The sequence below is a fragment of the Nocardia suismassiliense genome, from assembly GCF_900269665.1.
Classification (GTDB): domain Bacteria; phylum Actinomycetota; class Actinomycetes; order Mycobacteriales; family Mycobacteriaceae; genus Nocardia; species Nocardia suismassiliense.
Window position 1 is genome coordinate 6,823,359 of the sequence record NZ_LT985361.1, and the last position, 20,735, is coordinate 6,844,093.

24 protein-coding genes are annotated in these 20,735 nt (G+C 68.4%); 10 read left to right on the forward strand and 14 right to left on the reverse strand.

Annotated features, from left to right (window positions below; translation table 11 throughout):
• Nucleotides 1-26: 26 nt before the first annotated feature.
• The 3 genes from DBO33_RS30305 to DBO33_RS30315 form a co-directional block, all read right to left on the reverse strand.
• The gene (locus tag DBO33_RS30305) at nucleotides 27-650 is read right to left on the reverse strand and encodes a sigma-70 family RNA polymerase sigma factor (RefSeq protein ID WP_199856802.1); all 624 of its coding nucleotides are present in this window, start codon (nucleotides 648-650) and stop codon (nucleotides 27-29) included.
• Nucleotides 651-822: 172 nt separating this feature from the next.
• Complete coding sequence (locus DBO33_RS30310; RefSeq protein WP_107658109.1) at nucleotides 823-1,527, reverse strand: DUF3159 domain-containing protein; 705 nt, start codon at nucleotides 1,525-1,527, stop codon at nucleotides 823-825.
• A 3-nt stretch (nucleotides 1,528-1,530) separates the two neighbouring features.
• Nucleotides 1,531-1,908, reverse strand: coding sequence for an OB-fold nucleic acid binding domain-containing protein (locus tag DBO33_RS30315; RefSeq protein ID WP_107658110.1), 378 nt, complete (start codon nucleotides 1,906-1,908; stop codon nucleotides 1,531-1,533).
• 128 nt (nucleotides 1,909-2,036) lie between these two features.
• Here DBO33_RS30315 and DBO33_RS30320 point away from each other — a divergent pair, with 128 nt between their 5' ends.
• On the forward strand, nucleotides 2,037-2,750 hold the full coding sequence (locus DBO33_RS30320; protein WP_234391126.1) for an alpha/beta fold hydrolase: 714 nt from the start codon (nucleotides 2,037-2,039) through the stop codon (nucleotides 2,748-2,750).
• 43 nt (nucleotides 2,751-2,793) lie between these two features.
• Here the strand turns inward: DBO33_RS30320 and DBO33_RS30325 are convergent, their stop codons facing one another.
• Both DBO33_RS30325 and dut read right to left on the reverse strand, forming a co-directional pair.
• On the reverse strand, nucleotides 2,794-3,627 hold the full coding sequence (locus tag DBO33_RS30325) for a DUF3710 domain-containing protein (RefSeq protein ID WP_407670638.1): 834 nt from the start codon (nucleotides 3,625-3,627) through the stop codon (nucleotides 2,794-2,796).
• Between the two features lie 5 nt (nucleotides 3,628-3,632).
• Nucleotides 3,633-4,097, reverse strand: a complete 465-nt coding sequence (dut, locus tag DBO33_RS30330) for a dUTP diphosphatase (RefSeq protein WP_107658113.1) — start codon at nucleotides 4,095-4,097, stop codon at nucleotides 3,633-3,635.
• A 103-nt stretch (nucleotides 4,098-4,200) separates the two neighbouring features.
• Between dut and DBO33_RS30335 the strand changes: the two genes are divergently transcribed.
• Nucleotides 4,201-4,686, forward strand: coding sequence for a DUF3093 domain-containing protein (locus DBO33_RS30335; protein WP_107658114.1), 486 nt, complete (start codon nucleotides 4,201-4,203; stop codon nucleotides 4,684-4,686).
• A 15-nt stretch (nucleotides 4,687-4,701) separates the two neighbouring features.
• Here the strand turns inward: DBO33_RS30335 and DBO33_RS30340 are convergent, their stop codons facing one another.
• Nucleotides 4,702-5,004 carry a DUF4193 domain-containing protein gene (locus tag DBO33_RS30340; RefSeq protein ID WP_107658115.1) on the reverse strand — a complete coding sequence of 101 codons (303 nt, stop codon included), beginning with the start codon at nucleotides 5,002-5,004 and terminating at the stop codon, nucleotides 4,702-4,704.
• A 182-nt stretch (nucleotides 5,005-5,186) separates the two neighbouring features.
• On the reverse strand, nucleotides 5,187-5,396 hold the full coding sequence (locus tag DBO33_RS43135; RefSeq protein WP_147135809.1) for a hypothetical protein: 210 nt from the start codon (nucleotides 5,394-5,396) through the stop codon (nucleotides 5,187-5,189).
• On the opposite strand from DBO33_RS43135, the gene cei reads away from it, so the two are divergent.
• Nucleotides 5,380-6,054, forward strand: coding sequence for an envelope integrity protein Cei (cei, locus tag DBO33_RS30345; protein ID WP_107660712.1), 675 nt, complete (start codon nucleotides 5,380-5,382; stop codon nucleotides 6,052-6,054). The genes DBO33_RS43135 and cei overlap by 17 nt on opposite strands.
• Here cei and DBO33_RS30350 read toward each other — a convergent pair.
• Nucleotides 6,051-6,971: an inositol monophosphatase family protein gene (locus DBO33_RS30350; RefSeq protein ID WP_407670550.1), complete on the reverse strand. Its 921-nt coding sequence runs from the start codon at nucleotides 6,969-6,971 to the stop codon at nucleotides 6,051-6,053. The genes cei and DBO33_RS30350 overlap by 4 nt on opposite strands.
• Before the next feature lie 171 nt (nucleotides 6,972-7,142).
• On the opposite strand from DBO33_RS30350, the gene ppgK reads away from it, so the two are divergent.
• Together ppgK and DBO33_RS30360 are read left to right on the forward strand one after the other, a co-directional pair.
• Nucleotides 7,143-7,901, forward strand: coding sequence for a polyphosphate--glucose phosphotransferase (gene ppgK, locus DBO33_RS30355; RefSeq protein ID WP_107658116.1), 759 nt, complete (start codon nucleotides 7,143-7,145; stop codon nucleotides 7,899-7,901).
• A 234-nt stretch (nucleotides 7,902-8,135) separates the two neighbouring features.
• Nucleotides 8,136-9,506 (forward strand): RNA polymerase sigma factor, encoded by a 1,371-nt coding sequence (locus tag DBO33_RS30360; RefSeq protein WP_107658117.1) that lies wholly within the window; start codon nucleotides 8,136-8,138, stop codon nucleotides 9,504-9,506.
• Between the two features lie 97 nt (nucleotides 9,507-9,603).
• Here the strand turns inward: DBO33_RS30360 and DBO33_RS30365 are convergent, their stop codons facing one another.
• Nucleotides 9,604-10,224: a TetR/AcrR family transcriptional regulator gene (locus tag DBO33_RS30365; protein ID WP_107658118.1), complete on the reverse strand. Its 621-nt coding sequence runs from the start codon at nucleotides 10,222-10,224 to the stop codon at nucleotides 9,604-9,606.
• Nucleotides 10,225-10,374: 150 nt separating this feature from the next.
• Between DBO33_RS30365 and DBO33_RS30370 the strand changes: the two genes are divergently transcribed.
• A complete protein-coding gene (locus DBO33_RS30370) occupies nucleotides 10,375-11,319 on the forward strand; it encodes a metal-dependent hydrolase (protein ID WP_107658119.1) in 945 nt (314 codons plus the stop codon).
• Nucleotides 11,319-12,479 (forward strand): DUF7802 domain-containing protein, encoded by a 1,161-nt coding sequence (locus DBO33_RS30375; protein ID WP_107658120.1) that lies wholly within the window; start codon nucleotides 11,319-11,321, stop codon nucleotides 12,477-12,479. Before DBO33_RS30370 ends, DBO33_RS30375 begins: the two co-directional genes overlap by 1 nt.
• 2 nt (nucleotides 12,480-12,481) lie before the next feature.
• Here DBO33_RS30375 and eutC read toward each other — a convergent pair whose 3' ends face one another.
• From eutC to eat, 3 genes are read right to left on the reverse strand one after another with little or no spacing between them, the layout of a single operon-like run.
• A complete protein-coding gene (gene eutC / locus DBO33_RS30380) occupies nucleotides 12,482-13,363 on the reverse strand; it encodes an ethanolamine ammonia-lyase subunit EutC (RefSeq protein ID WP_107658121.1) in 882 nt (293 codons plus the stop codon).
• Entirely contained in the window at nucleotides 13,363-14,772 is a 1,410-nt protein-coding gene (locus DBO33_RS30385; RefSeq protein ID WP_107658122.1) for an ethanolamine ammonia-lyase subunit EutB, read from the reverse strand. The genes eutC and DBO33_RS30385 overlap by 1 nt, the downstream gene beginning before the upstream one ends.
• Nucleotides 14,769-16,190 carry an ethanolamine permease gene (eat, locus tag DBO33_RS30390; RefSeq protein ID WP_107658123.1) on the reverse strand — a complete coding sequence of 474 codons (1,422 nt, stop codon included), beginning with the start codon at nucleotides 16,188-16,190 and terminating at the stop codon, nucleotides 14,769-14,771. The genes DBO33_RS30385 and eat overlap by 4 nt, the downstream gene beginning before the upstream one ends.
• Nucleotides 16,191-16,363: 173 nt before the next feature.
• Between eat and DBO33_RS30395 the strand changes: the two genes are divergently transcribed.
• Entirely contained in the window at nucleotides 16,364-17,131 is a 768-nt protein-coding gene (locus tag DBO33_RS30395; protein ID WP_234391128.1) for a rhomboid-like protein, read from the forward strand.
• On the opposite strand, the gene DBO33_RS30400 is transcribed toward DBO33_RS30395, so the two are convergent.
• Together DBO33_RS30400 and DBO33_RS30405 are read right to left on the reverse strand one after the other, a co-directional pair.
• On the reverse strand, nucleotides 17,121-18,305 hold the full coding sequence (locus tag DBO33_RS30400; protein ID WP_107658124.1) for a cation:proton antiporter: 1,185 nt from the start codon (nucleotides 18,303-18,305) through the stop codon (nucleotides 17,121-17,123). The two genes, DBO33_RS30395 and DBO33_RS30400, sit on opposite strands and share 11 nt — an antisense overlap.
• Nucleotides 18,306-18,310: 5 nt before the next feature.
• Entirely contained in the window at nucleotides 18,311-18,793 is a 483-nt protein-coding gene (locus DBO33_RS30405) for a cation:proton antiporter regulatory subunit (RefSeq protein WP_107658125.1), read from the reverse strand.
• Nucleotides 18,794-18,885: 92 nt separating this feature from the next.
• Here DBO33_RS30405 and DBO33_RS30410 point away from each other — a divergent pair, with 92 nt between their 5' ends.
• A complete protein-coding gene (locus DBO33_RS30410) occupies nucleotides 18,886-20,076 on the forward strand; it encodes a sensor histidine kinase (RefSeq protein ID WP_107658126.1) in 1,191 nt (396 codons plus the stop codon).
• Complete coding sequence (locus tag DBO33_RS30415; RefSeq protein WP_107658127.1) at nucleotides 20,073-20,720, forward strand: response regulator; 648 nt, start codon at nucleotides 20,073-20,075, stop codon at nucleotides 20,718-20,720. Before DBO33_RS30410 ends, DBO33_RS30415 begins: the two co-directional genes overlap by 4 nt.
• Nucleotides 20,721-20,735 lie beyond the last annotated feature (15 nt).

The window sequence follows — 20,735 nt, forward strand, 5'->3', positions numbered from 1 at the left end:
GGGCTGATGCACGGCCGCTTCGACGGTCAGGCGGCCTTCAGTTCCGCACGCAGTTTGTTCAGCGCGCGATGCTGCATCACCCGGACCACGCCGGGGCTGGTGCCGATCGCCTCGGCGGTCTGCGCCGCCGACCAGCCGAGCACGATGCGCATGACCAGCACCTCGCGGTGCGCCGGGGCCAGGATCTTCATGAGTTCCTTGGTGGCCGCGCGCCGTTCGGACGCCAGCGCCCATTCCTCGGGCCCGGCCTCGTTCGACGGCGTGTCCGGCATCTCGGCCATCGGGTAGGTGGGGTGCTGCTGGGAGCGGCGGAACGCGTCGGCGACCTTGTTCGCCGCGATGCCGTAGACGAAGGCGAGGAACGACTTGCCCTGATCCCGGTAGCGCGGGATCGCGTTCACCGTGGCGATCAGGATCTCCTGCACCACATCGTCGGCGGTGACTTGCAGGTGGGCCGTATTACCAAGGCGGGCACCGCAATACCGGCGCACCAGCGGATGGACGACCCGGACGATCTCGGTGATGGCGGCGCGGTCACCGGCCGCCGCGGCGCCGATCAACGCATCCAGTTCGGCTGCCACCCGGCGACTCTCCGACAGGGCCGGCGTGCGGTTCTTCGACAATGCTGCGGTGTTGTGCTCGGTAGCCACGTCCGAGTCCTTTCCTACGATCGTGCGCTGTTTTTCGTACACAACGATCGTCTGACGAACTCGGACCACCAGCCAGACACCCCAGGGTGGGTAACCCCCCACCTCGGCGGGGGATTTACCCCACCCCTGATGGTTTTCGCGGGAAAGATCCGCAGGGTTAACGCTTTACGCGTCAGACCGCGGGCGCGGTCTTGGTGGGCAGGTGACCCGCGCGGCGCACCGCCCACACCGTCACCGCGAGCGCGACCGCAGTCAGCGGCCAGCCCATCGCGATGCGCGCGAACGCGAGCCAGCCGGTGCGGTCGGTGTCGTAGAGCTGCGACTGCACCAGGTAGCGGGCGCCGAAGACCACCATCCAGGCGGCGGTCGCGAAGTAGTAGAGGCGCTGCACACGCTGATCGGCGCGCCAGTCGGTGCCGTGGCCGTTCAGCACGCCCCAGATCACGCCGACCAGCGGCCAGCGCACCAGCATCGACACCAGGAACACGCCCGCGTAGACCAGGCTGGTGTAGATGCCGAACAGGAAGAAGCCCTTGGCCTCCCCCATCCGGTAAGCGATGAACGCGCAGATCCCGACGCCGAGGAAGCCGGAGATGGCGGGCTGGATGGGGCTGCGCCGGAACAGGCGCCAGACCAGGATGAGCGCGGCCACCCCGAGGGCGGCCCAGATCGCCGCGGTCAGCCCGGCGAAACTGTTCACGGGGACGAACACGACAACGGGAACGGTCGAGGAGATCAGGCCGCTGAAACCGCCCAACTGCTCGAGCAACGTCTGCTCCGCGGCGACCTCTTCAGGGTCGAGAGCCGCTGCGGGCTCGATCTGTTCGGTCGTGGGGGTCGGTTCGCCCGTGGGGGCGTTGTCGTTGCTCGATGGCATACGTCAGCTGTTCCCGCGCAGTTCGTAGTAGGGGTTGTAGATCACCTTGCGGCCGTCTCGATCGCCGACGCGGCCGCGAACCAAGATACGCCGGCCCGGTTCGATACCGGGGATGCGCCGACGCCCGATCCACACCAGGGTGATGGCGTCGGTTCCGTCGAAGAATTCCGCTTGCACCGCAGCGCCCGCGGACTTCGGACACGCTTCGACACTGCGCAGCCTACCGAGCATCGTGGCCTCGTCGCCGCGGCGACACTCCGATGCGCGGCACGCTCCTGAGGCTTCCGATTTCTCGGCAAGCTCCTCGGCGTCCAACTGGTCGAGATCCTCGGTCAGTCTGCGGCCCAGACGTCGAAAATACCCTGAGGCAGCGGATGACATTTCGCACGCTCTCCTGCATAGAGCAGACAGTGTGGATCGCACACCATCGTGGATTCTCAGCACGACCGGCTGTGGACGTACACCCGCCACTGTAGATGCACCGGGGCACCCCCGCTACGCTCGGACCGGTGTTCGACTCCCCACACTCCGTGTCGGCCGCCCACGTCGTCGTGGCACTGCCCGGCACCGGATCCGACGCCGATTTCGCCCGTCGTGCCTTCGAGCCCGCCTGCGAAGCGCGCCGTCTAGCCGTGGTCGCCGTCGAGCCCGATCCGATGGGTGTGGTCGCGAGTTATCGCGCGGCGCTCGATGCGGCGGCCGCGGCGGGACCGATTGCTGTGGCGGGAATCTCGTTGGGCGCCGCGGTCGCGATCGAGTGGGCGGCCGAGCATCCGGACCAGGTCGTCGGGGTGGTGGCGGCGCTGCCCGCGTGGACCGGGCCGGACACCGCCGCCTGCCCCGCGACGTTGAGTGCGGGGGCGACCGCCGCGCAGTTGCGCGCCGACGGCTTGGACGCGGTGGTCGAGCGGATGCGGGCGAGCAGTCCGCGCTGGCTGGCCGACGCGCTGACCCGGTCGTGGCGCGCGCAGTGGCCGAATCTGCCTGCGGCACTGGAGGAAGCGGCCGACTACAAGTGGCCGGGCACCGAGCGGCTCGGCACCCTCGACGTGCCGGTCGCGGTGGTCACAGCGATCGACGATCCGGTGCATCCGTTCGCGATCGCCGAGGAATGGGCAGCGCTCATCCCGCGCTCCGCGATCCACCGGATCACGCTCGCCGACCTCGGCGCGGACCCGGCGATCCTGGGGCACACGGGATTTGCCGCGCTGGCGCGCAGTTAGCCAGGCAGCGCGCCGGGCAGTCAGCTGTCGACGCGCAGTCGAGCTAGTTCAACCCGAGCTGCTGCATGGCCGAACCGTCCGCGCCACGGCGCGGTCCCTCCGGCATGCGCGGCGGCACGGCCGCCTGCGGGCCCGCCGCGGCCTGCGCCGCCGCCTGCTGTTGTTGGGCGTCGATCTGCGCCTGGTGCGCCGCGGCCAGCTGTTCGGCCAGTTCCTGCGGCAGCACCACCGGTAGTGGCTCGCGCACCGGCAACGGGTCGTCGCCGCGCCGGATCACGGTCTCGCGCAGGATCGCCCGGGCCGCCGCGACCAGCGGACTGCCGTCGTTCGACGCGCCCGACGGGCCCGCCGCGACCAGCCGGACCATCCAGCGTGGCCCATCGACCCCGATGAACCGCAGGTCCGCACCCTCGGTGACGGCGAGCAGCTCACGACCCCACGGGCCGGTCTCCACCGCGACCCGCGCGCCGTCGTTGCGCAGCGAATCGGCGAGGTCGGCGGCCACAGTGCGCCACTGTCCCGCCGACTTCGGCGCCGCGTACGCGGCAACGGTGAGCCTGCCGTGCTCGGTGGCCAGGTGCACCGCCTGCGGCGTGCCGTCGGGGGTCATCTCGACCTGCAACTGACCGCCCTGCGGCACCGGCAGGATCACCGAGCCGAGGTCGAGTCGCTGGTCGGTGACCTTTTCCAGCAGATCCGCCACGTCGCTGTAGTCGTACGGCCCCGAACCCTCGGCGCCCGCGCCCTGGTAACCCCCGGTGACCACCGGGTGTTCGTCGGTGTCGTACTCGTCTTCGTCGTAGGCGAAGTCGTCCTCGTCGTAGTCGTCGGCCGGATACCGGTCGTCGTCGGACGATCTCTTCTTCTTTCCGAACAGTCCCATTACGCCTCCTTCACGGTGGCCTGGCTCGCGCTGGTCAAACTCGCGTGACCGCCGCTGGAGCCGTGACCGCCCGCCCCGCGGGTGGTCTCGTCCAGCGAGTCGACCTCCAGGAAATCGACCAATTCCACGCGCTGCACCAGCAGCTGCGCGATCCGGTCGCCCCGGCGCAACTCGATGGGCGTGCGCAGGTCGTGATTGATCAGGCACACCTTGATCTCGCCCCGGTAGCCGGCGTCGACCGTGCCGGGGGTGTTCACCACCGACAGCCCGGTTTTGGCCGCCAGGCCCGAGCGCGGGTGGATCAGGCCGACCGTGCCGACCGGTAGCGCCACCGCGATGCCGGTGCCGACCAGCACCCGCTCCCCCGGTTCCAGGATGACGTCTTCGGTGGTGCACAGGTCCACACCCGCGTCGCCGTCGTGGGCGCGCACAGGCATGGGGATGCCGGGATCCAGCCGCAGCATAGGTATCGGTGAAAGGGCGGTCACGTTGGTCGAGCCTACGCGTTCGGCGGTAACCACCGTGAATTAGTGTTGACTCGTGTCGGACCAGCCCAATCCAGTGACGATGGACGAAAAACAGCAGAGCCCGCAGCCGTACCGCGAGCGCCTCTGGGTGCCGCTGTGGTGGTGGCCGGTGGCCTTCGCCATCACGGGCCTGCTGGCCGCCGAAATCCACATGGGCGCACCAGGATTGCGGGCCTGGCTGCCCTATGTGCTGCTGTTCCCGATCCCGGTCTGGGTGCTGCTGTGGCTGAGCCGCCACCGCGTGGAGGTCGCGCCGGACGCGTCGGGCACGCTGGAACTACGCGCCGACCGCGCCCACCTGCCGGTGAATTTCGTCGCCCGCGCGGCCGTCGTCGCCCGCACGGCGAAGAGCGCGGCGCTGGGTCGCCAGCTCGACCCCGCCGCCTATGTGCAACATCGGCCGTGGATCGGGCCGATGGTGTTGCTTGTGCTCGACGACCCGGATGATCCGACGCCGTACTGGCTGGTCAGTACGCGTCGACCCGAACAGGTCCTGGCCGCGCTGGGCCTGCCCAGCGCGGGCTGATCACCATGAACTAGCTCAAGCAGCGCAGTCCATGCAGATCAGCTGACCACCCTTCTCGCTGGCCAGCCTGCTTCGGTGGTGCACGAGGAAGCAGCTGGAACAGGTGAACTCGTCGGCCTGCTTCGGGATCACCCGAACGCTCAGCACTTCCTCGGACAGGTCCGCGCCGGGAAGCTCGAACGACTCCGCGGTATCGGATTCGTCGATATCCACGACGGCGGACTGTGCCTCGTTACGACGAGCCTTCAGCTCCTCCAGCGAATCTTCCGACACATCGTCGGTTTCGGTACGCCTCGGTGCGTCATAGTCGGTTGCCATGTCGTCTTCCCCTCGTCCTTACTTCGTATATCCCGGACCGGCCAGTCCACACCGATTCCCGCTGGAACCGCCGTGACTCGCATCGCCCCGCCGGTGGTGCACGTCACACGTACACCGGTCACCCATCAGGTCGGATCGAGCTGATCCACTCCGGATAGCGCTCGGTAAACGCAGGACACGCCCTACTTGTTCCCGCGACCGACCACCAATTTCACCACCGGCGATTCGATCTGGGCCGCCAGACAATAGCGGACCCCAGCGCAAAAGTCGCAATCAAAACACAGACGATTCGAAACCGACGGGTAATCGACACCATCCGTCGAACTCGCCGAGACCTTGTGCAGCGGCGGCGTGACCTTTTCGTAGAGTGTGCTGGTGGTTTCACTGATCACCGAAGGCCGCCCCGTGGATTCCCAGGGCAGGCCCTTCCCCCGACGGCGCCCGCAGCCCTGGCTGATCATGCTCGGCATCGTCACGCTGATCTGCACGATTGTGTGGGTCAAGGCGTTGACGACGACCGAGCAGGACAGCAGCGCGATGGCCTGCAACTCGCCGAGCCCGGCCACCGAGCCGGGCGCCCAACCCGCGACGCTCGGCCAGCGCGTCGGCGCGGGCCGGCTACAAGATGTGGACCCCGCGCCGCTGGCGGCGAGCAAGGTGCGCGTGCTCAACGCGAACAACCAGCGTGGCCAGGCCGCGCACGTCGCGGCGCAGTTCGGTGACCTCGGGTTCGCCAGCGCGCCGGGCACGCAGTTCGGCAACGACACGGTCTACGTCAACGGCGACCTCGAATGCACCGGCCAGATCCGGTTCGGCGTGAGCGGCCGCCCGGCCGCCGCGTCGGTGCAGCTGGTGGTGCCGTGCGCCGAGCTGATCGAGGATCAGCGCACCGACGACACGGTCGACATGGTGCTCGGCTCGCTGTTCCGCGACATCCGGCCCAGCAACGACGCCGAGGAGGTGCTGCGATCGTTGAAGAACCCCGCCCCCGGCGGCGCACCCTCGATCGACATCGAACTCCTCGACGCCGCAAGGCAAGCCCGCTGCTAGTGGTCCGGGATCGGCTCGGTCGCGCCTACTCGCTCGAGTAGCGCGGCCAACTCATCTGCGATGCCCGGGGCGGCGGCGACCACCAGGTCGCCCGCCTCGCCCGGGGCGGTGGCGGGGGGCAGGGTGAGCTGGGCGCCCGCCTCGGCGGCGATCAGCGCGCCCGCGCCCCAGTCCCAGGCGTTGAGGCCGTGCTCGAAGTACGCGTCCACCCGGCCCGCGGCGACGTGGCAGAGGTCGAGCGCGGCGGCGCCGAAGCGACGAATGTCACGCACCTGCGGCAGGATCTCGGCGATCAGCTGGGCCTGCCTGGCCCGGCGGTGTTTGCCGTAGGCGAAACCGGTGGCCACCAACGACATCGACACGGTCTCGACCGGCGTGCAGCGCAGGTGTTCCACCGCGCCCTCGGCGTCGACCCGGATCGCACCGAGGCCGAGCCCGGCGCTGTAGGTGGCGCGCCTGGCCACGTCCACCACGGCGCCCGCTACCGGCCTGCCGCCGCGCATCGCGGCCACCGACACGGCGTAGCCGGGTATGCCGTACAGGAAGTTGACCGTGCCGTCGATCGGGTCGACGACCCAGTGCACGAGGTCGGCGGCCGAGTCGGCGAGACTGCCGCCGCCCTCCTCGCCGAGGATGGGGTCGCCGGGGCGTTGCTCGGCGAGCAGGCTGCGGATCAGTTCTTCGGTCTCGGTGTCCACGATGGTCACCGGATCGGTCGGGTGGCCCTTGGCCTGCACCGCACCCTCGGCGGGGCCGGCCTGCCCGAAGACCTCGGGGCGGCGGGCGCGGACGTGCGCCGCGGCGGTTTCGGCGAGGTCGACCGCGACTCTGCGCAGTTCGGCCTCGTCGCCGCGGGCGACGATGATCTCGGAGGTGTAGTCGGACACTGGCGATGAGGTTTCCGGCACGCCCTCCATCGGATCACAGATCCTCGGGAACGCGCAGCATCGATCGCGCATTACTCTTGTCGTGCACGACACAACGCCGTCGTCGGGCACACCACCGCAGCGCGCTCGCGACACCGGGGTGAAGCCATGTGCTGCGGTGTTGTGCTCCACACCGGCCAGCACAGGAACGAGGGGTTAGCCATGTCCGCTCGGGGGCACGCATTCGGCATCGATATCGGCGGCAGCGGCGTCAAGGGCGGCGCGGTCGATCTGGCCACCGGCGAACTGGTGCACGACCGGATCAAGATCGCGACACCGCAGCCGTCCACCCCGCAGGCCGTCGCCGAGGCGGTGGCAAAGCTGGTCGCGCAAGCCGATTGGGACGGCCCGGTCGGCATCACGCTGCCCTCGGTGGTGCTCGACGGTGTCGCGCGCACCGCGGCCAACATCGATAAGACGTGGGTGGGCACCGACGCGCGCTCGCTGTTCGCCAAGGCGCTGGACGGCCGCGAGGTCACCGTGCTCAACGACGCGGACGCGGCCGGGCTGGCCGAGGACCGCTACGGCGCGGCAAAGGATTTCGACGGCCTGGTGCTGTTGCTGACCTTCGGCACCGGCATCGGCTCGGCCCTGCTGTACCAGGGCACCCTGGTGGCCAACAGCGAACTCGGCCATCTCGAGATCGGCGGCATGGAGACCGAGCACCGCGCCGCCGCCTCGATCAAGGATCGCGACGGGTTGACCTTCGAGCAGTGGGCCGCCGAGGTGAGCACGGTGCTGATCGGCCTGGAAAACCTGTTCTGGCCGAAAGTATTCGTCGCGGGCGGCGGTATCAGCCGCGACGCCGATCTCTGGATTCCGTTGCTCACCAACCGAACCCAGGTGATTCCGGCGCATCTGAAGAACACCGCGGGCATCGTCGGCGCGGCGATGGCGATCGACGCCGGAATCGCGCCGTAGTGGCGCGCGGCCCGGCTGCCGGAGCGGGGGAATCGTGCGACAATGCGAATAACGCGCCCGCGCCGATGGCGGCATCGTGCCGAAGGTACCCTGGTTAGATCGTTACAATGGAACGTGCCCCGGCGGTAAGCCGGTGAAACCCGACCGGCTCTTCGCCGGTGAAACCCGACAGACCGCTCCGCCGGAAGACCACTCTGGCGTGACGCCGCACGAGACCGTCACGAAAGGGCGTACGTGGTAGCCACGAATACCCGTCAGACCGCCGATTCGGCCGAGGCCGATTCCGCAGATGTAACCGAAGCCCGGCCGGTTCGTAAGGCGGCTGCCGCGAAGAAGGCTCCGGCCAAGAAGGCCGCAGCCAAGAAGGCGCCTGCGAAGAAGGCGCCCGCCAAGGCGACCAAGGGGGCCGCCAAGAAGGCAGGCCCCAAGAAGGTCGGCGCCGACGGCGAGCCCATTGCCGACGAGGCGATCGAGGACGAGGTCGAGATCGGAGACCTCGGCGATCTCGAGGTCTCCGAGGACGATCTCACCGAAGAGACCGAGGACCTGGTCGTCGAGGAAGTCGCCGAAGTCGCCGAGGAGGAGGTCGAGCCGACCGCCGCCGACAAGGCCTCGGGCGACTTCGTCTGGGACGAAGAGGAATCCGAGGCGCTACGGCAGGCCCGCAAGGACGCCGAGCTCACCGCTTCGGCCGACTCGGTGCGTGCCTACCTCAAGCAGATCGGCAAGGTCGCGCTCCTCAACGCCGAAGAGGAGGTCGAACTCGCCAAGCGCATCGAGGCCGGCCTCTACGCGGCGGAGAAGGTGCGCGAGTTCACCGAGCAGGGCGAGAAGCTGCCGGTCGCGATGCGTCGCGACTACACCTGGATCGTCCGCGACGGTAACCGTGCCAAGAACCATCTGCTCGAGGCCAACCTGCGACTGGTCGTCTCGCTGGCCAAGCGCTACACCGGCCGCGGCATGGCGTTCCTCGATCTGATCCAGGAGGGCAACCTGGGTCTGATCCGTGCCGTCGAGAAGTTCGACTACACCAAGGGCTACAAGTTCTCCACGTACGCCACCTGGTGGATCCGGCAGGCCATCACCCGCGCGATGGCCGACCAGGCCCGCACCATCCGTATCCCGGTGCACATGGTCGAGGTCATCAACAAGCTCGGCCGCATCCAGCGCGAGCTGCTCCAGGACCTGGGCCGTGAGCCCACCCCGGAGGAGCTGGCCAAGGAAATGGACATCACGCCGGAGAAGGTGCTGGAGATCCAGCAGTACGCGCGTGAGCCCATCTCGCTGGACCAGACCATCGGCGACGAGGGCGACAGCCAGCTCGGTGACTTCATCGAGGACTCCGAAGCCGTTGTCGCCGTGGACGCGGTGAGCTTCACGCTGCTGCAGGATCAGTTGCAGTCGGTGCTGGAGACGCTGTCCGAGCGCGAGGCGGGCGTGGTCCGGCTGCGCTTCGGCCTCACCGACGGCCAGCCGCGCACCCTCGACGAGATCGGCCAGGTGTACGGGGTCACCCGCGAACGCATCCGGCAGATCGAGTCCAAGACCATGAGCAAGCTGCGCCACCCGAGCCGCTCGCAGGTTTTGCGCGACTACCTCGACTGATTTTCGATCGACCATTGGGCCGCTGAGCTTTTCGCTCGGCGGCCCATTGTCGTTTCTGCCCGACGCGGCGAGTTCGGGCAGTACCGCGCGCGGCCGGTCAGCGGTGCCGCGCGTGCTCGCTCTGCGCGCTGATCGCGGTCCCCATCCAGCGATGGAGGTAGGCGCGCAGTTGCTGCTCGGTGCGGGGCGGGTTGCCCGGGGACAGGAAGAACGAGTGCATGGTGCGCAGCACGAATTCGACCAGTTCCAGTAGGGCCGCGTCGTCGTAACCGTGCCGTTCCCAGTCGACGTCGAAGCGCCGGATCATCGACATGCCAAAGGCTTTGGCCTGCTCGGAGGTGAGGCTGTCGGGGTCGAGGTTGGAGTAGGGGTTCGACAGCAGAATCCCCAGATGCGGCGTGCGACGCACCTCGACGAGCGTGTAGATCACCGCCTCGGTCATCGCTTCGACGGGATCGTCCAGGCCCGCGACGTGCGCGGTCAGCCGGTCCAGGAACCCGTCGACCGAGGCGATCGCCGCGGCGGTCATCAGCGCTTCGGCGCTGGGAAAGTACCGATACACGGTCTGCCGGATGACGCCGAGGGCTTCGGCCACGTCGGCGATGCTGATCGCGGCGCCGGTGGTGCCGATCAGGTCGACCGCAGCGGCGACGATGCGACGGTGGGCCTCTTCGTCATTCGCCGGCGGACTGCCGCCCCATCCGCGTCTACGCGCCACCGGGCGGACGTTATCACAGGGCTCGGGCCTGGACCGTTGGCGAATCCCGGTAAGTGATCATACATATTGACAAGTCTTTGTATGATTGTCTCATCGTGCTGGCCGAGCGCGACATCTGATCGACTATTTCCCCGAGGCGAGGTACGCGCTGTGACCCACTTGCAACCCAGAAAGATGGACTTCGGTTTCGAGGACGCCGACGTCCCATTCCTGTGGAACCCGCAGAATCCGGCGTGGTCGAGCATGTCCAACGCGGTCTCGTTCCTGGCCATCGGCTTCGAGAAGATGATCGTCAAGCTGATCATGCAGTTGAAGCCGACCTTCACCGATCCAGAGGTGGCGGCGGAGGCCATCGCGTTCATGCGCCAGGAGGGTCACCATTCGACCGCCCATCGCCAGCACGTCAAGGGGTTGATCAGGCGGTATCCCGGGTTGCAGAACACCCTGGACGCGGTGATCGGCGAGTTCGACCTGCTCACCGAGGCCACCTCGCGCGAGTACCGCCTCGCGTACACCGCCGATCTGGAGGCCACCTTCACGCCGGTGTTCAAGCTGATGCTCGACAACGAGGACACGCTGTTCCGGCCGGGCGACGACCGGGTCGCGTCGTTGTTCATCTGGCACTTCGTGGAGGAGGTCGAGCACCGCAGCTCGGCGATGATTCTCTTCAATGCCGTTGTGGGCGACGAGCTTTACCGGATGCGGATGGCGCCGTCGATCTTCGCGCACGTGCTGAAGGTGATCCGAATCGCGTGTGCCGGGTTCAACCAGCACGTCCCGCTCGCGGACCGGCAGGTCGATTCGCTGTCGATGTTCGCCAGGCATCGTGTCAAGCAGAAGGCGCTGGTCTATTTCGCGCCGTACCTGACCAAGGGGCCGATGCCGCGCGCGTTCGACGGGCTGCCGCGCCGGGCACAGCTCACGGCGCTCGCCGGTGTGGTCCGCAGCCAACTGCCGAATCATGATCCGGCGCACGAGAAGTTGCCGGAGCTGGCCGGTCGCTGGTTCGAGCGCTACGACGCAGGCTACGACTGCACCCGCTGGTACACCGCCGAGGCGCGGCCGAGCAAGCTGGCTTCGGCGGAGGCGAACTGATGGCCGACCTGTGCCCGCCCACCTTCTCCGAACTCGCTACGCGGCTCGGCTTCTCGTGCGCCGAGAGCGGCGGGCTCGTCGAGTTCCGTAACCCTGCCGCGCTGGAGAACTGGACGTTGCCGGTGCTCGAGCTGACCATCGTGCTCGGGTCGGTGCTGGCACTGATCTATGCGATCGTCCGGCTGCGCAGGCATGGTGATCCCACCAACCTGGTGCTGTGGTTCGGTGCGACCGCCTATCTGTTCGTCATCGAGCCGCCGCTGTACTTCCCCTCGGCGTTCGGCATCGCCGAGCAGGTCGACACGATGTTCGCGCACAACGTATTCACGGTGGACTTCCTGTGGGGGCGGTTGCCCCTCTACATCATCGCGATCTATCCGCTGATGGCCACGCTGGCGTTCGAAATCGTGCGGATGCTCGGCGTTTTCCGGCGCTACGGGGTGTTCCTCGGCGCCGCCTGCGTGGGCTTCGTGCACCACGCCTTCTACGAGATCTTCGATCACATCGGCCCGCAGCTGCGCTGGTGGGAATGGTCGGTGGACAATCCGCTCAACCAGCCGATGTTCGATGCGGTACCGCTGCCGAGCGTGGTCGTCTTCGCGGCGCTGTGGCCGATGTCGCTGGCGTGGTGTGTGCAGTTCTTCGTCGGCCGCCAGGTCGAGGCGGGCAAACAGTTCAGCGGACCGCAATTGGTGGGGCGCACCGTGGTGATCGGGTTGCTCGCCTCGGTCGGCACATTCGTGCTGCCGCTGCCCGCGACGGTGTTCGGCATGGGGAGTGACGCGGTCCGCGGGTTCCTCTACGCGGCAGAGCTTTTCGTACTGTCCGTGGTGGCTACGGTGCTGCTGGTCCGGCAGTGGTCCGCGCTGCGTTCCGGTGCGTCGACGCCGCCGGGGTACCGAAATAGGCTGGTCCAGGCGTATGCGCTGATATATCTGGGCGTGATGGCGGTGCTCTGGATCACCGCCCTGCCCGACTATTTCGACGCAGTCGACGGCGTCACCGCCAACGGCGATCCCCTCGGCAACCTCTGGTACACGATCGCCTGCTTCGCGATCGCGATCGTCACCGTTGTCGCCACATTCACAGTGCCGCAGGGGAAGTCACGCGATAGCGAAGCATCGGAGACCGCCGAACCCAGCGTGACGAACGCGACGTAGCTCTAGTTCGCGTTCTCGATCGAGACCACCTCGCCGTCGGCGAGCGCGGCGGCGCGCGAGGTGTCCTTGAGGTCGATGCCCGAGCGGCCGAGGCGGCGGGCGCCGGAGATCAAGCCCGCCACCACCTTTGCCGCCTGGGTGTAGCCGAGACCCTCCGGTGGGTGGATGTTGGAGACGCAGTTGCGGTCGGCGTCGGTGCGGCCCGGGCGGGGTAGGTGGGTGAGGTAGATGCCGAGGCTGTCGGCTACCGAGAGGCCGGGGCGCTCGCCGATCAGCACCACGACCGTCGCCACACCCATCGCGTCGGCGATGTGGTCGCCGAGCGCGACCCGTGCTTGGGTCGCGATGACCGGCGGGGCGATCGAGTAGGGCGGTGCGAGTTCCTCGATCAGCGCGGCCAGCGTCGCGGGGCCGTGGTCGGTGAGTGCCCGCGGGGAAAGGCCATCCGCCAGCACGAACCCGATCTCGGCACCGCTGTGCGGGATGACGGACAGCGCGGAACCGCTTGCGGGGTCAGCGGATTCGGCAGGTAGCCGGCCGAGGTCCGGTCTGCGTAGGTACTCCGCACGATCACTCGCGCGGCTGCGCACATGCACGGGTTCGCCCACCCCGAGCGCGGCGACCCGCTCCCCCAGCCCGCCCACATCCAACGGCAGGTGCACCGCGTCCCGTGCCGCCGCGTGCGCAGCACGGAATTCCAGTACCCGCGTGGTGGGCAACGCGTCACCGGTACGACCCAAGCCGATTCTGGACTGGGTGCTGCGCCGGAGGTCAGTCCAGAACTGTTGCGCCGAATCACTTTTCGGCCGTGCCGCCGAATCAGATTCGCCCTCTTCCAGCGGCGCAACGACTTCCAGCCTGACCCGCACATCCCGTCGTTTCATCACGCACCCGCCAACGCACGCAGGGGCGAGGCGAGCGGCTCCACCGGGAGCACCCGACCTGCCGCATCGATCATGCCGAGCCCGGACAACCAGGACTCGAATTCCGGTGCGGGGCGCAGGTTCAGGACGCGGCGGGCGTACAGCGCGTCGTGGAAGCTGAGGCTTTGGTAGCCGAGCATGACGGCGTCGGCGCCGGGGACGGCGATGACGAAGGCGCAGCCCGCCGCGCCCAGCAGCGTGAGCAGGGTGTCCATGTCGTCCTGGTCGGCTTCGGCGTGGTTGGTGTAGCAGACGTCGACGCCCATAGGGAGGCCGAGCAGCTTGCCGCAGAAGTGGTCTTCCAGTCCGGCGCGGATGATCTGTTTGCCGTCGTAGAGGTATTCCGGGCCGATGAAACCGACGACGGTGTTGACCAGCAGCGGGTCCAGGTCGCGGGCCACCGCGTAGGCGCGCGCCTCCAGGGTCTGCTGGTCGACGGGCTTGCCACCGGTGCCGAGGTGCGCCCCCGCCGACAGCGCCGAGCCCTGCCCCGTTTCCAGGTACATGACGTTGTCTCCGACGGTGCCGCGGCGCAGCGACCTGCCCGCCTCATTGCCCTCGCGCAGCAGCGAAATGTTCACGCCGAAACCGGCATTGGCGCCCTCGGTGCCCGCGATCGACTGGAAGACCAGATCGACCGGCGCGCCCGCCTCGATCAGGCCGATGGTCGTGGTCACGTGCGAGAGCACGCAAGACTGGGTGGGGATGTCGAAACGCACCCGCACCTCGTCGAGCAGATGCAGCAGCTCGGCCGTCGCCTGCGGCGAGTCGGTGGCCGGGTTGATCCCGATCACCGCGTCCCCGCAGCCGAGCAGCAGCCCGTCCAGCGTGGCGGCGGCGATACCGCGCGGGTCGTCGGTGGGATGGTTGGGCTGTAACCGGGTGGCCAGCGTACCGGGCAGCCCGACGGTGGTCCGGAAACCGGCGGTGACCTCTACGGCGCGCGCGACCGCGATCAGATCCTGATTACGCATGATCTTGCTGACGGCGGCCACCATCTCCGGGGTGAGGCCCGGCGCCACCGCACGCAGCGTCGCCGCGGCACCCGCGCCTGCCGCGACGGCGAGCAGCCAGTCCCGCATCCCGCCCACACTGAGGTGCGAAATCGGTTGGAAGGCAACACGATCGTGGGTATCGATGATCAACCGGGTGACCTCGTCGGTCTCGTACGGCACCACCGGCTCGTCCAGGAATCTGGTCAGCGGCACCTCCGCGAGCGCCCACTGGGCGGCGGCCCGCTCGGCATCCGAACCCGCCGCGCAGCCCGCCAGTTCGTCACCACTGCGCAATGGGGTCGCCTTGGCGAGTAACTCGACCAGACCGTCGAAGGTATAGCTGCTTCCGCCGAGATGCTGTGTGTAGCGGGTCATTCGAGCTCTCCCTCCGCCTTGGCCAGCAACGCGAATTCCTCGTCCGGCGAGTGGGCCACCAGCCGATGCCTGCTGTACAGGCCGAAGTAGGCCATGAAGGCGCAGAACGCGACGAGCGTCCAGGTCGCGGCCACCGGATCGACCAGGAAGGTGGCAATCACTGCGGCACAGGCGATCACGAGCGCGAAGGCGGTAGTCGCCACGCCACCGGGCGTCCGGTACGGGCGCGGCATGTTCGGTTCGCGGACCCGGAGCACGATGTGGCTCACCATCATCAGCACGTAGCTGAGCGCGGCGCCGAACACGGCCATGTTCAGCAGCATCGCGCCCTTGCCGGTCAGCGACAGCGCGAAACCGACGACGCCGGGCACGATCAGCGCCAGCACCGGCGCCTTGCGCGCATTGGTCACCGACAGGCTCGTCGGCAGGTAACCCGCCCGCGACAGCGCGAACGTCTGCCGGGAGTAGGCGTAGACGATGGAGAAGAAGCTGGCCACCAGCCCGGCCAGGCCGATGTAGTTCACCAGTTTCGCGGCGCCGCTGTCGCCGAGCGCCTCGACCAGCGGATTGCCGGACGTCGAAATCGCTTGCGCGCCAAGCGCTCCGGTCGCCAGGAACAACACCGCGGCACCGGTGACGATCAGCACGAGCATCGCGCTGATGATGCCCTTCGGCACGTTCTTCTCCGGCTCCCGCGCCTCCTCGGCGGCCAGCGGCACACCCTCGACGGCCAGGAAGAACCAGATGGCGAACGGCACCGCCGCCCAGATCCCGAACACCCCGAACGGCAGGAACGACGAGCTCCCGACAGCATTCGGGTCCGCCGGGATATCGGTCAGGTTGCCCGCTTCGAACAGACCCCACGCCGACACCGCGAACACCGCGAGCCCGACCAGCGCGATGGCGGTGATCACGAACATCGCCTTGAGCGCCTCCCCCGCCCCGGTCAGGTGCACCCCGATGAACAGCGCGTACACCGCCAGATACACCCACCAGCCGTCGGTGATCCCGAACAGGTTCAGCGACTCGACATAACCGCCGATGAACGTGGCGATGGCCGCGGGCGCGATCGCGTATTCGAGCAATACCGCTGTGCCGGTGGCGAATCCGCCCCACGGCCCGAGCGCCCGCCGGGCGAAGGTGTAGCCGCCGCCCGCCGCGGGCAAGGCCGCCGACAGCTCGGCCATGCCGAGCACCATCGCCAGGTACATGCCCGCGATCAGGACGGTCGCGATGAGCAGTCCGCCGAAGCCGCCCTCGGCGATGCCGCTGTTCCAGCCCGCGTAGTCACCGGAGATCACGTAGCTCACGCCGAGCCCGGCGAGCAGCACCCAACCGGCCGAACCCGTGCGCAATGTGCGCTTGGCCAGATACTCCGCGCCGGCGCTGCCGGTCACCTTCGCGTCCTCGATCGTCATAGGCGCTACGCACTCCTCGTCCACATACCGTTTGGTCGGTGGACCAATTCTTGGGAGCGATTGTTGCCCGGGTGTGAAACGACGTTACGGACGCGGTGTCGCCGCCGGTGACACCGCGCACACCCCGGGCGGGTCGCACGGCCGCACCCCGCCGGGCACGGCACACTTGGCGGGTGGTTGCCTCCGCCCCGGTCCGGTTTCGATCACCCTGGACACAGACCATCGATCTGCGGACCGAAGCACGCATCGCACGCGACTGGCTGCGCCGTCCCGGCCTGGCGCACCGGGTGCTGCCCGCGATCCGCGAGCATCTCGGCGCGGCCCCGGCCAGCACCGCCTACGCCTTCACCGTCTTCGTCACCTGGTGGACGTTGCGCGGCGTCGGCGACTCGGTCGAGCGCCGGTTGATCTTCTCCGCGTCGACCAACCTCTACAACATGCGGCACAACCCGGTGCAGGTGCTGGTCGCCTCGGCGTTCTGGACCGACGGCGGCTTCCCGTGGAGCACCCTGGCCGGCTTCCTGATCGTGATGGCCTACGCGGAACGCTGGCTCGGCACCACCCGCTGGATCGTGCTGTTCGCCACCGGGCACATCGGCGCGACGCTGCTCACCGTCACCGGTATCTCGCATGCCATCGATCGCGGCGTCATCCCGCTCAAGGTGGCCGTCGCCGCGGATGTCGGCACCAGCTACGGCTTTTCGGCGGTGCTGGCCGCGATGGCCTTCCGCTTCCGCGGGCTGGTCCGGCTGCTCTGGGCGGGCACGCTCATCGCGATACTCGTCGCCGCGTTATGGATCGGCCCGACCTTCACCGACTACGGCCACCTGTGCGCGTGCGCGATCGGCCTCGTCGTCGGCGGGATCGCCACCGTGCTCGGCCGCTGGTTCGAGAAACGCAGCGCGGCGAAACAGGAACCCGCGGCGTCCGTTACGGAGTGACGGGATCCGGCCGTACCCGGCGCTGCACGAACCCGACAACCGGCTCGACGACCCGCGCGGCGATCGGTCCGAGCACCGCCATCAGCAGCACGTAGGCCGAGGCGAGCGCCGCCAGCTGACCGTCGACCCCGCCCATGGTCACCGCCAATCCCGCGATGACGATGGAGAATTCGCCGCGCGCGACCAACGCCGCGCCGGTCCGCGCCCGGCCCATCGGGCGAATACCCTGCCTGCTCGCCGCCCACCAGCCGGTGGCCATCTTGGTCAGCATGGTGACCACCGCCAGGGCCACCGCCCAGCCGAGCACCGGCGGGATGGCGCGTGGATCGGTCGTCAGCCCGAAGGCTACGAAGAAGATCGCCGCGAACAGATCCCGCAGGGGTTCCAGTAGTTTCGCGGCCTCGTGCGCGGTCGAGCCGGAGATGGCGATGCCGAGCAGGAACGCCCCGACCGCCGCGGACACGTTGAGCGCCGAGGCGACACCGGCCACCAGCAGCGCCGCGCCGAGCAGCTTCAGCAGGAACACCTCGTTGTCCGAGCTGTCCACGATGGCCGACACGTATCGGCCGTAGCGCATCGCGACCACCAGCACGACGGTGATCGCGGTGAGCGCGATGGCGAGCGATTTGGCGCCGCTGGCGAAGCTCAGCCCGGCCAGGATGGTGGTGAGGATGGGCAGGTAGACCGCCATCGCCAGATCCTCGAACACCAGGATCGACAGGATCACCGGCGTCTCGCGGTTACCGAGGCGCCCGAGATCGTTGAGCACCTTCGCGACGATGCCCGAGGACGAGATGTAGGTGACGCCACCCATGGTGATCGCACCGACCGCGCCCCAGCCGAGCAGCAGCGCGACGATCACACCTGGCGTCGCGTTCGCCACGATATCGACCAGGCCGGCCGCCCAGGACCGGCGCAGACCCGTCATCAATTCGGGTGCGGTGTACTCCAGGCCGAGCAGCAGCAAGAGCAGCACCACGCCGATCTCGCCTGCGATATGGCCGAATTCGTTGGCGGCGCTGAGCGAGATGAAGCCACCTTCGCCGAACGCGAGGCCGCCGATCAGATAGAGCGGAATGGGGGACATCCCGAAGCGACCTGCCAACCGCCCGAACGTGCCGAGGGCAAAGAGAATCGCTCCGAGCTCGATCAGGGCGAGCGCGGTTTCAGTCACTGGTTTCAGCCGTGGGTGAGAATCTTCGCGGCGGCATCCAAGCCGTCCGGGGTACCGACGACGACGAGCACATCGCCTGAGGTGAAGGTGAAATCGGGGCCCGGCGAGGGGTGCAGCTGCCCGGCGCGCATGGCCGCGACGATCGACACCTTGGTGCGGGTGCGCATCGCGGTCTCGCCGAGAGTGCGGCCCGAATACGGTGATTCGTCGCCGATCGGCAGCTGCCGGGTGGTGATGCCGGGCAGGTCGCTGTGTTCGTCGTTGAGCTTCGAGACCAGTTGCGGCGCGCCGAGCAGGTTGGCCAGCACCGCCGCTTCGTCGGTGCTCAGCGGGATCTGCGCGGCACAGGCGTCGGGGTCTTCCAGCTTGGAAACGATGAGGTCGATGTCGCCGTCGCGATGCGCGACCACGCCGATCCGGCGGCCGGAGCGCACCTCGAAGTCTTTGCGGACTCCTATCCCGGGTAGGGCGGTCACGTCGACATTCACGGGTACAGATTAGACCGGTGTCCGATTTGCTGGGCGGTGCGGTCATCACTTCGGCGGATGGCGCCTGGTCAGGGCTGTGCTGAGATGGAAGCGTGCAGTGGTGGTGGCGGATTCCCGGAACGGCGCGCGATGCGCTCGGCGCGCTGCTCGCGTTCGCCGGTGGCGCCGTGCTCTACGTCGCGAGTCTGTATGCCCTGACCGAGCACGGGCTCGATGTGCCGCTGCCGACCCGGCTCGCGGTTCTCGCCCCGCTGTGCCTGTTGACGTTGTGCCGACGCCGCCTGCCGGTGACCGCGATGTTCGTCGGGCTGGTACCGCTGGCGATCGACATGTACCTGGGCCCTACCGTGCCGGTGTGGCTGCTCTACGGCGACCTGATCTATGCGGCCGTGCTGTATTCGGCGCGACGGCCCGCGCGCATCACGATGGTGGGTTGGTCCACGTTCTCACTGATCGTGGTGATCCTGACGCTGGTCCGCACCGGCGACCTGCGTGCGGTGTCGATCGCCCTCGTCGTCGTGTTCGCCTTCATCGCCACGCCGCTGTGGTGGGCGAACTCGGTGCGCACGCACAAAGAGATGGCCGATGCCGAACGCGCCCGCGCCCAAGCGCTGACCCTGGTCGCCGAGCTCGACCGGCGCGCCGCCATCGCCGACGAGCGCACCACCATGGCCCGCGACCTGCACGACGTGATCGCCGGGCATCTGTCCGCCATCGCCATCCAGTCCGAAGCGGCGCTGGGGGTGCTGGCCCGGAGCGAAGCGGACTCCCCGGTCACCGGGATCCTCGGGTCGATCCGGACCAACAGTGTCAGTGCTTTGCAGGAGATGCGCACCATGATCGGCCTGCTGCGCAACGACGCCGTGGACGAGGTGGCGGCGCCGCGCCGGCTCGCGCAACTACCCAACCTGGTCGAGGCCGCCCGGGCCGCGGGCATCGTGGTGCGGGTGCGCGACACGCTCGACGACACCGACCTGCCGAGCGCGGTCGACCAGGCCGCGTACCGCATCGTTCAGGAGGCTCTGACCAACGCCATGAAACACGCACCGGGACAAGAGGTCGACATCGAAGTGGGCGCGCAGGACGGGATGCTTCGAGTGGCGGTGCGCAATCCGCTGACGCTGGTCCCCTTACGACACACCGACAACGATGAACCGCACCGCGGCCTGATCAACATGCGCGAGCGGGCCGCCGCGCTCGGCGGAAACTTCACGGCCGGACCGGATTCCGGCGGGTGGCTGGTGCTGGCTCAGCTGCCGCTGACCACGGTGGCCGCCGTATGACCATCCGGGTGGTGATCGCCGACGACCACGCCGCGATCCGCGCGGGCCTGCGGATGATCCTGGACGCCGAGCACGACATCGAGGTGGTCGGTGAGGCCGCCGACGGCGATGTCGCGGTCGCGCAGGCCAAAGCGCTGCGCCCGCACGTAGTGCTGATGGATGTGCGCATGCCGGGCGTGGACGGGATCACCGCGACCGAACGGGTCACCGCCGACGGGCTGGCCAAGGTGCTGATCCTGACCACGTTCGATCTGGACGAGTACGTCTTCCGCACCTTGCGGGCCGGGGCCTCGGGTTTCGTGCTGAAATCGGCGTCAGGGCAGTCGCTGATCGACGCGGTCCGCACCGTGGCGGCCGGGGACGGCGTGCTCGCCCCGGAGGTGACGCGCGCCGTGATCACCGCCTTCGCCAAGACGAATACCGATGCGGCCGAACCGGAACCGAACGGGCTCGCCGACCTCACCGAACGCGAACGCGAGGTGCTCGACTGCCTCGGTGACGGGCTGTCCAACGCGCAGATCGCCGGTCGGCTGTTCATCGGCGAGACGACGGTGAAGACGCACGTGTCCCGGGTGCTGACGAAACTCGGTGTGCGGTCGCGGGTTCAGGCGGCGATCCTGGCGCGGGAGATTCGCGGCAGTTAGGCCCCGGACTTCGGC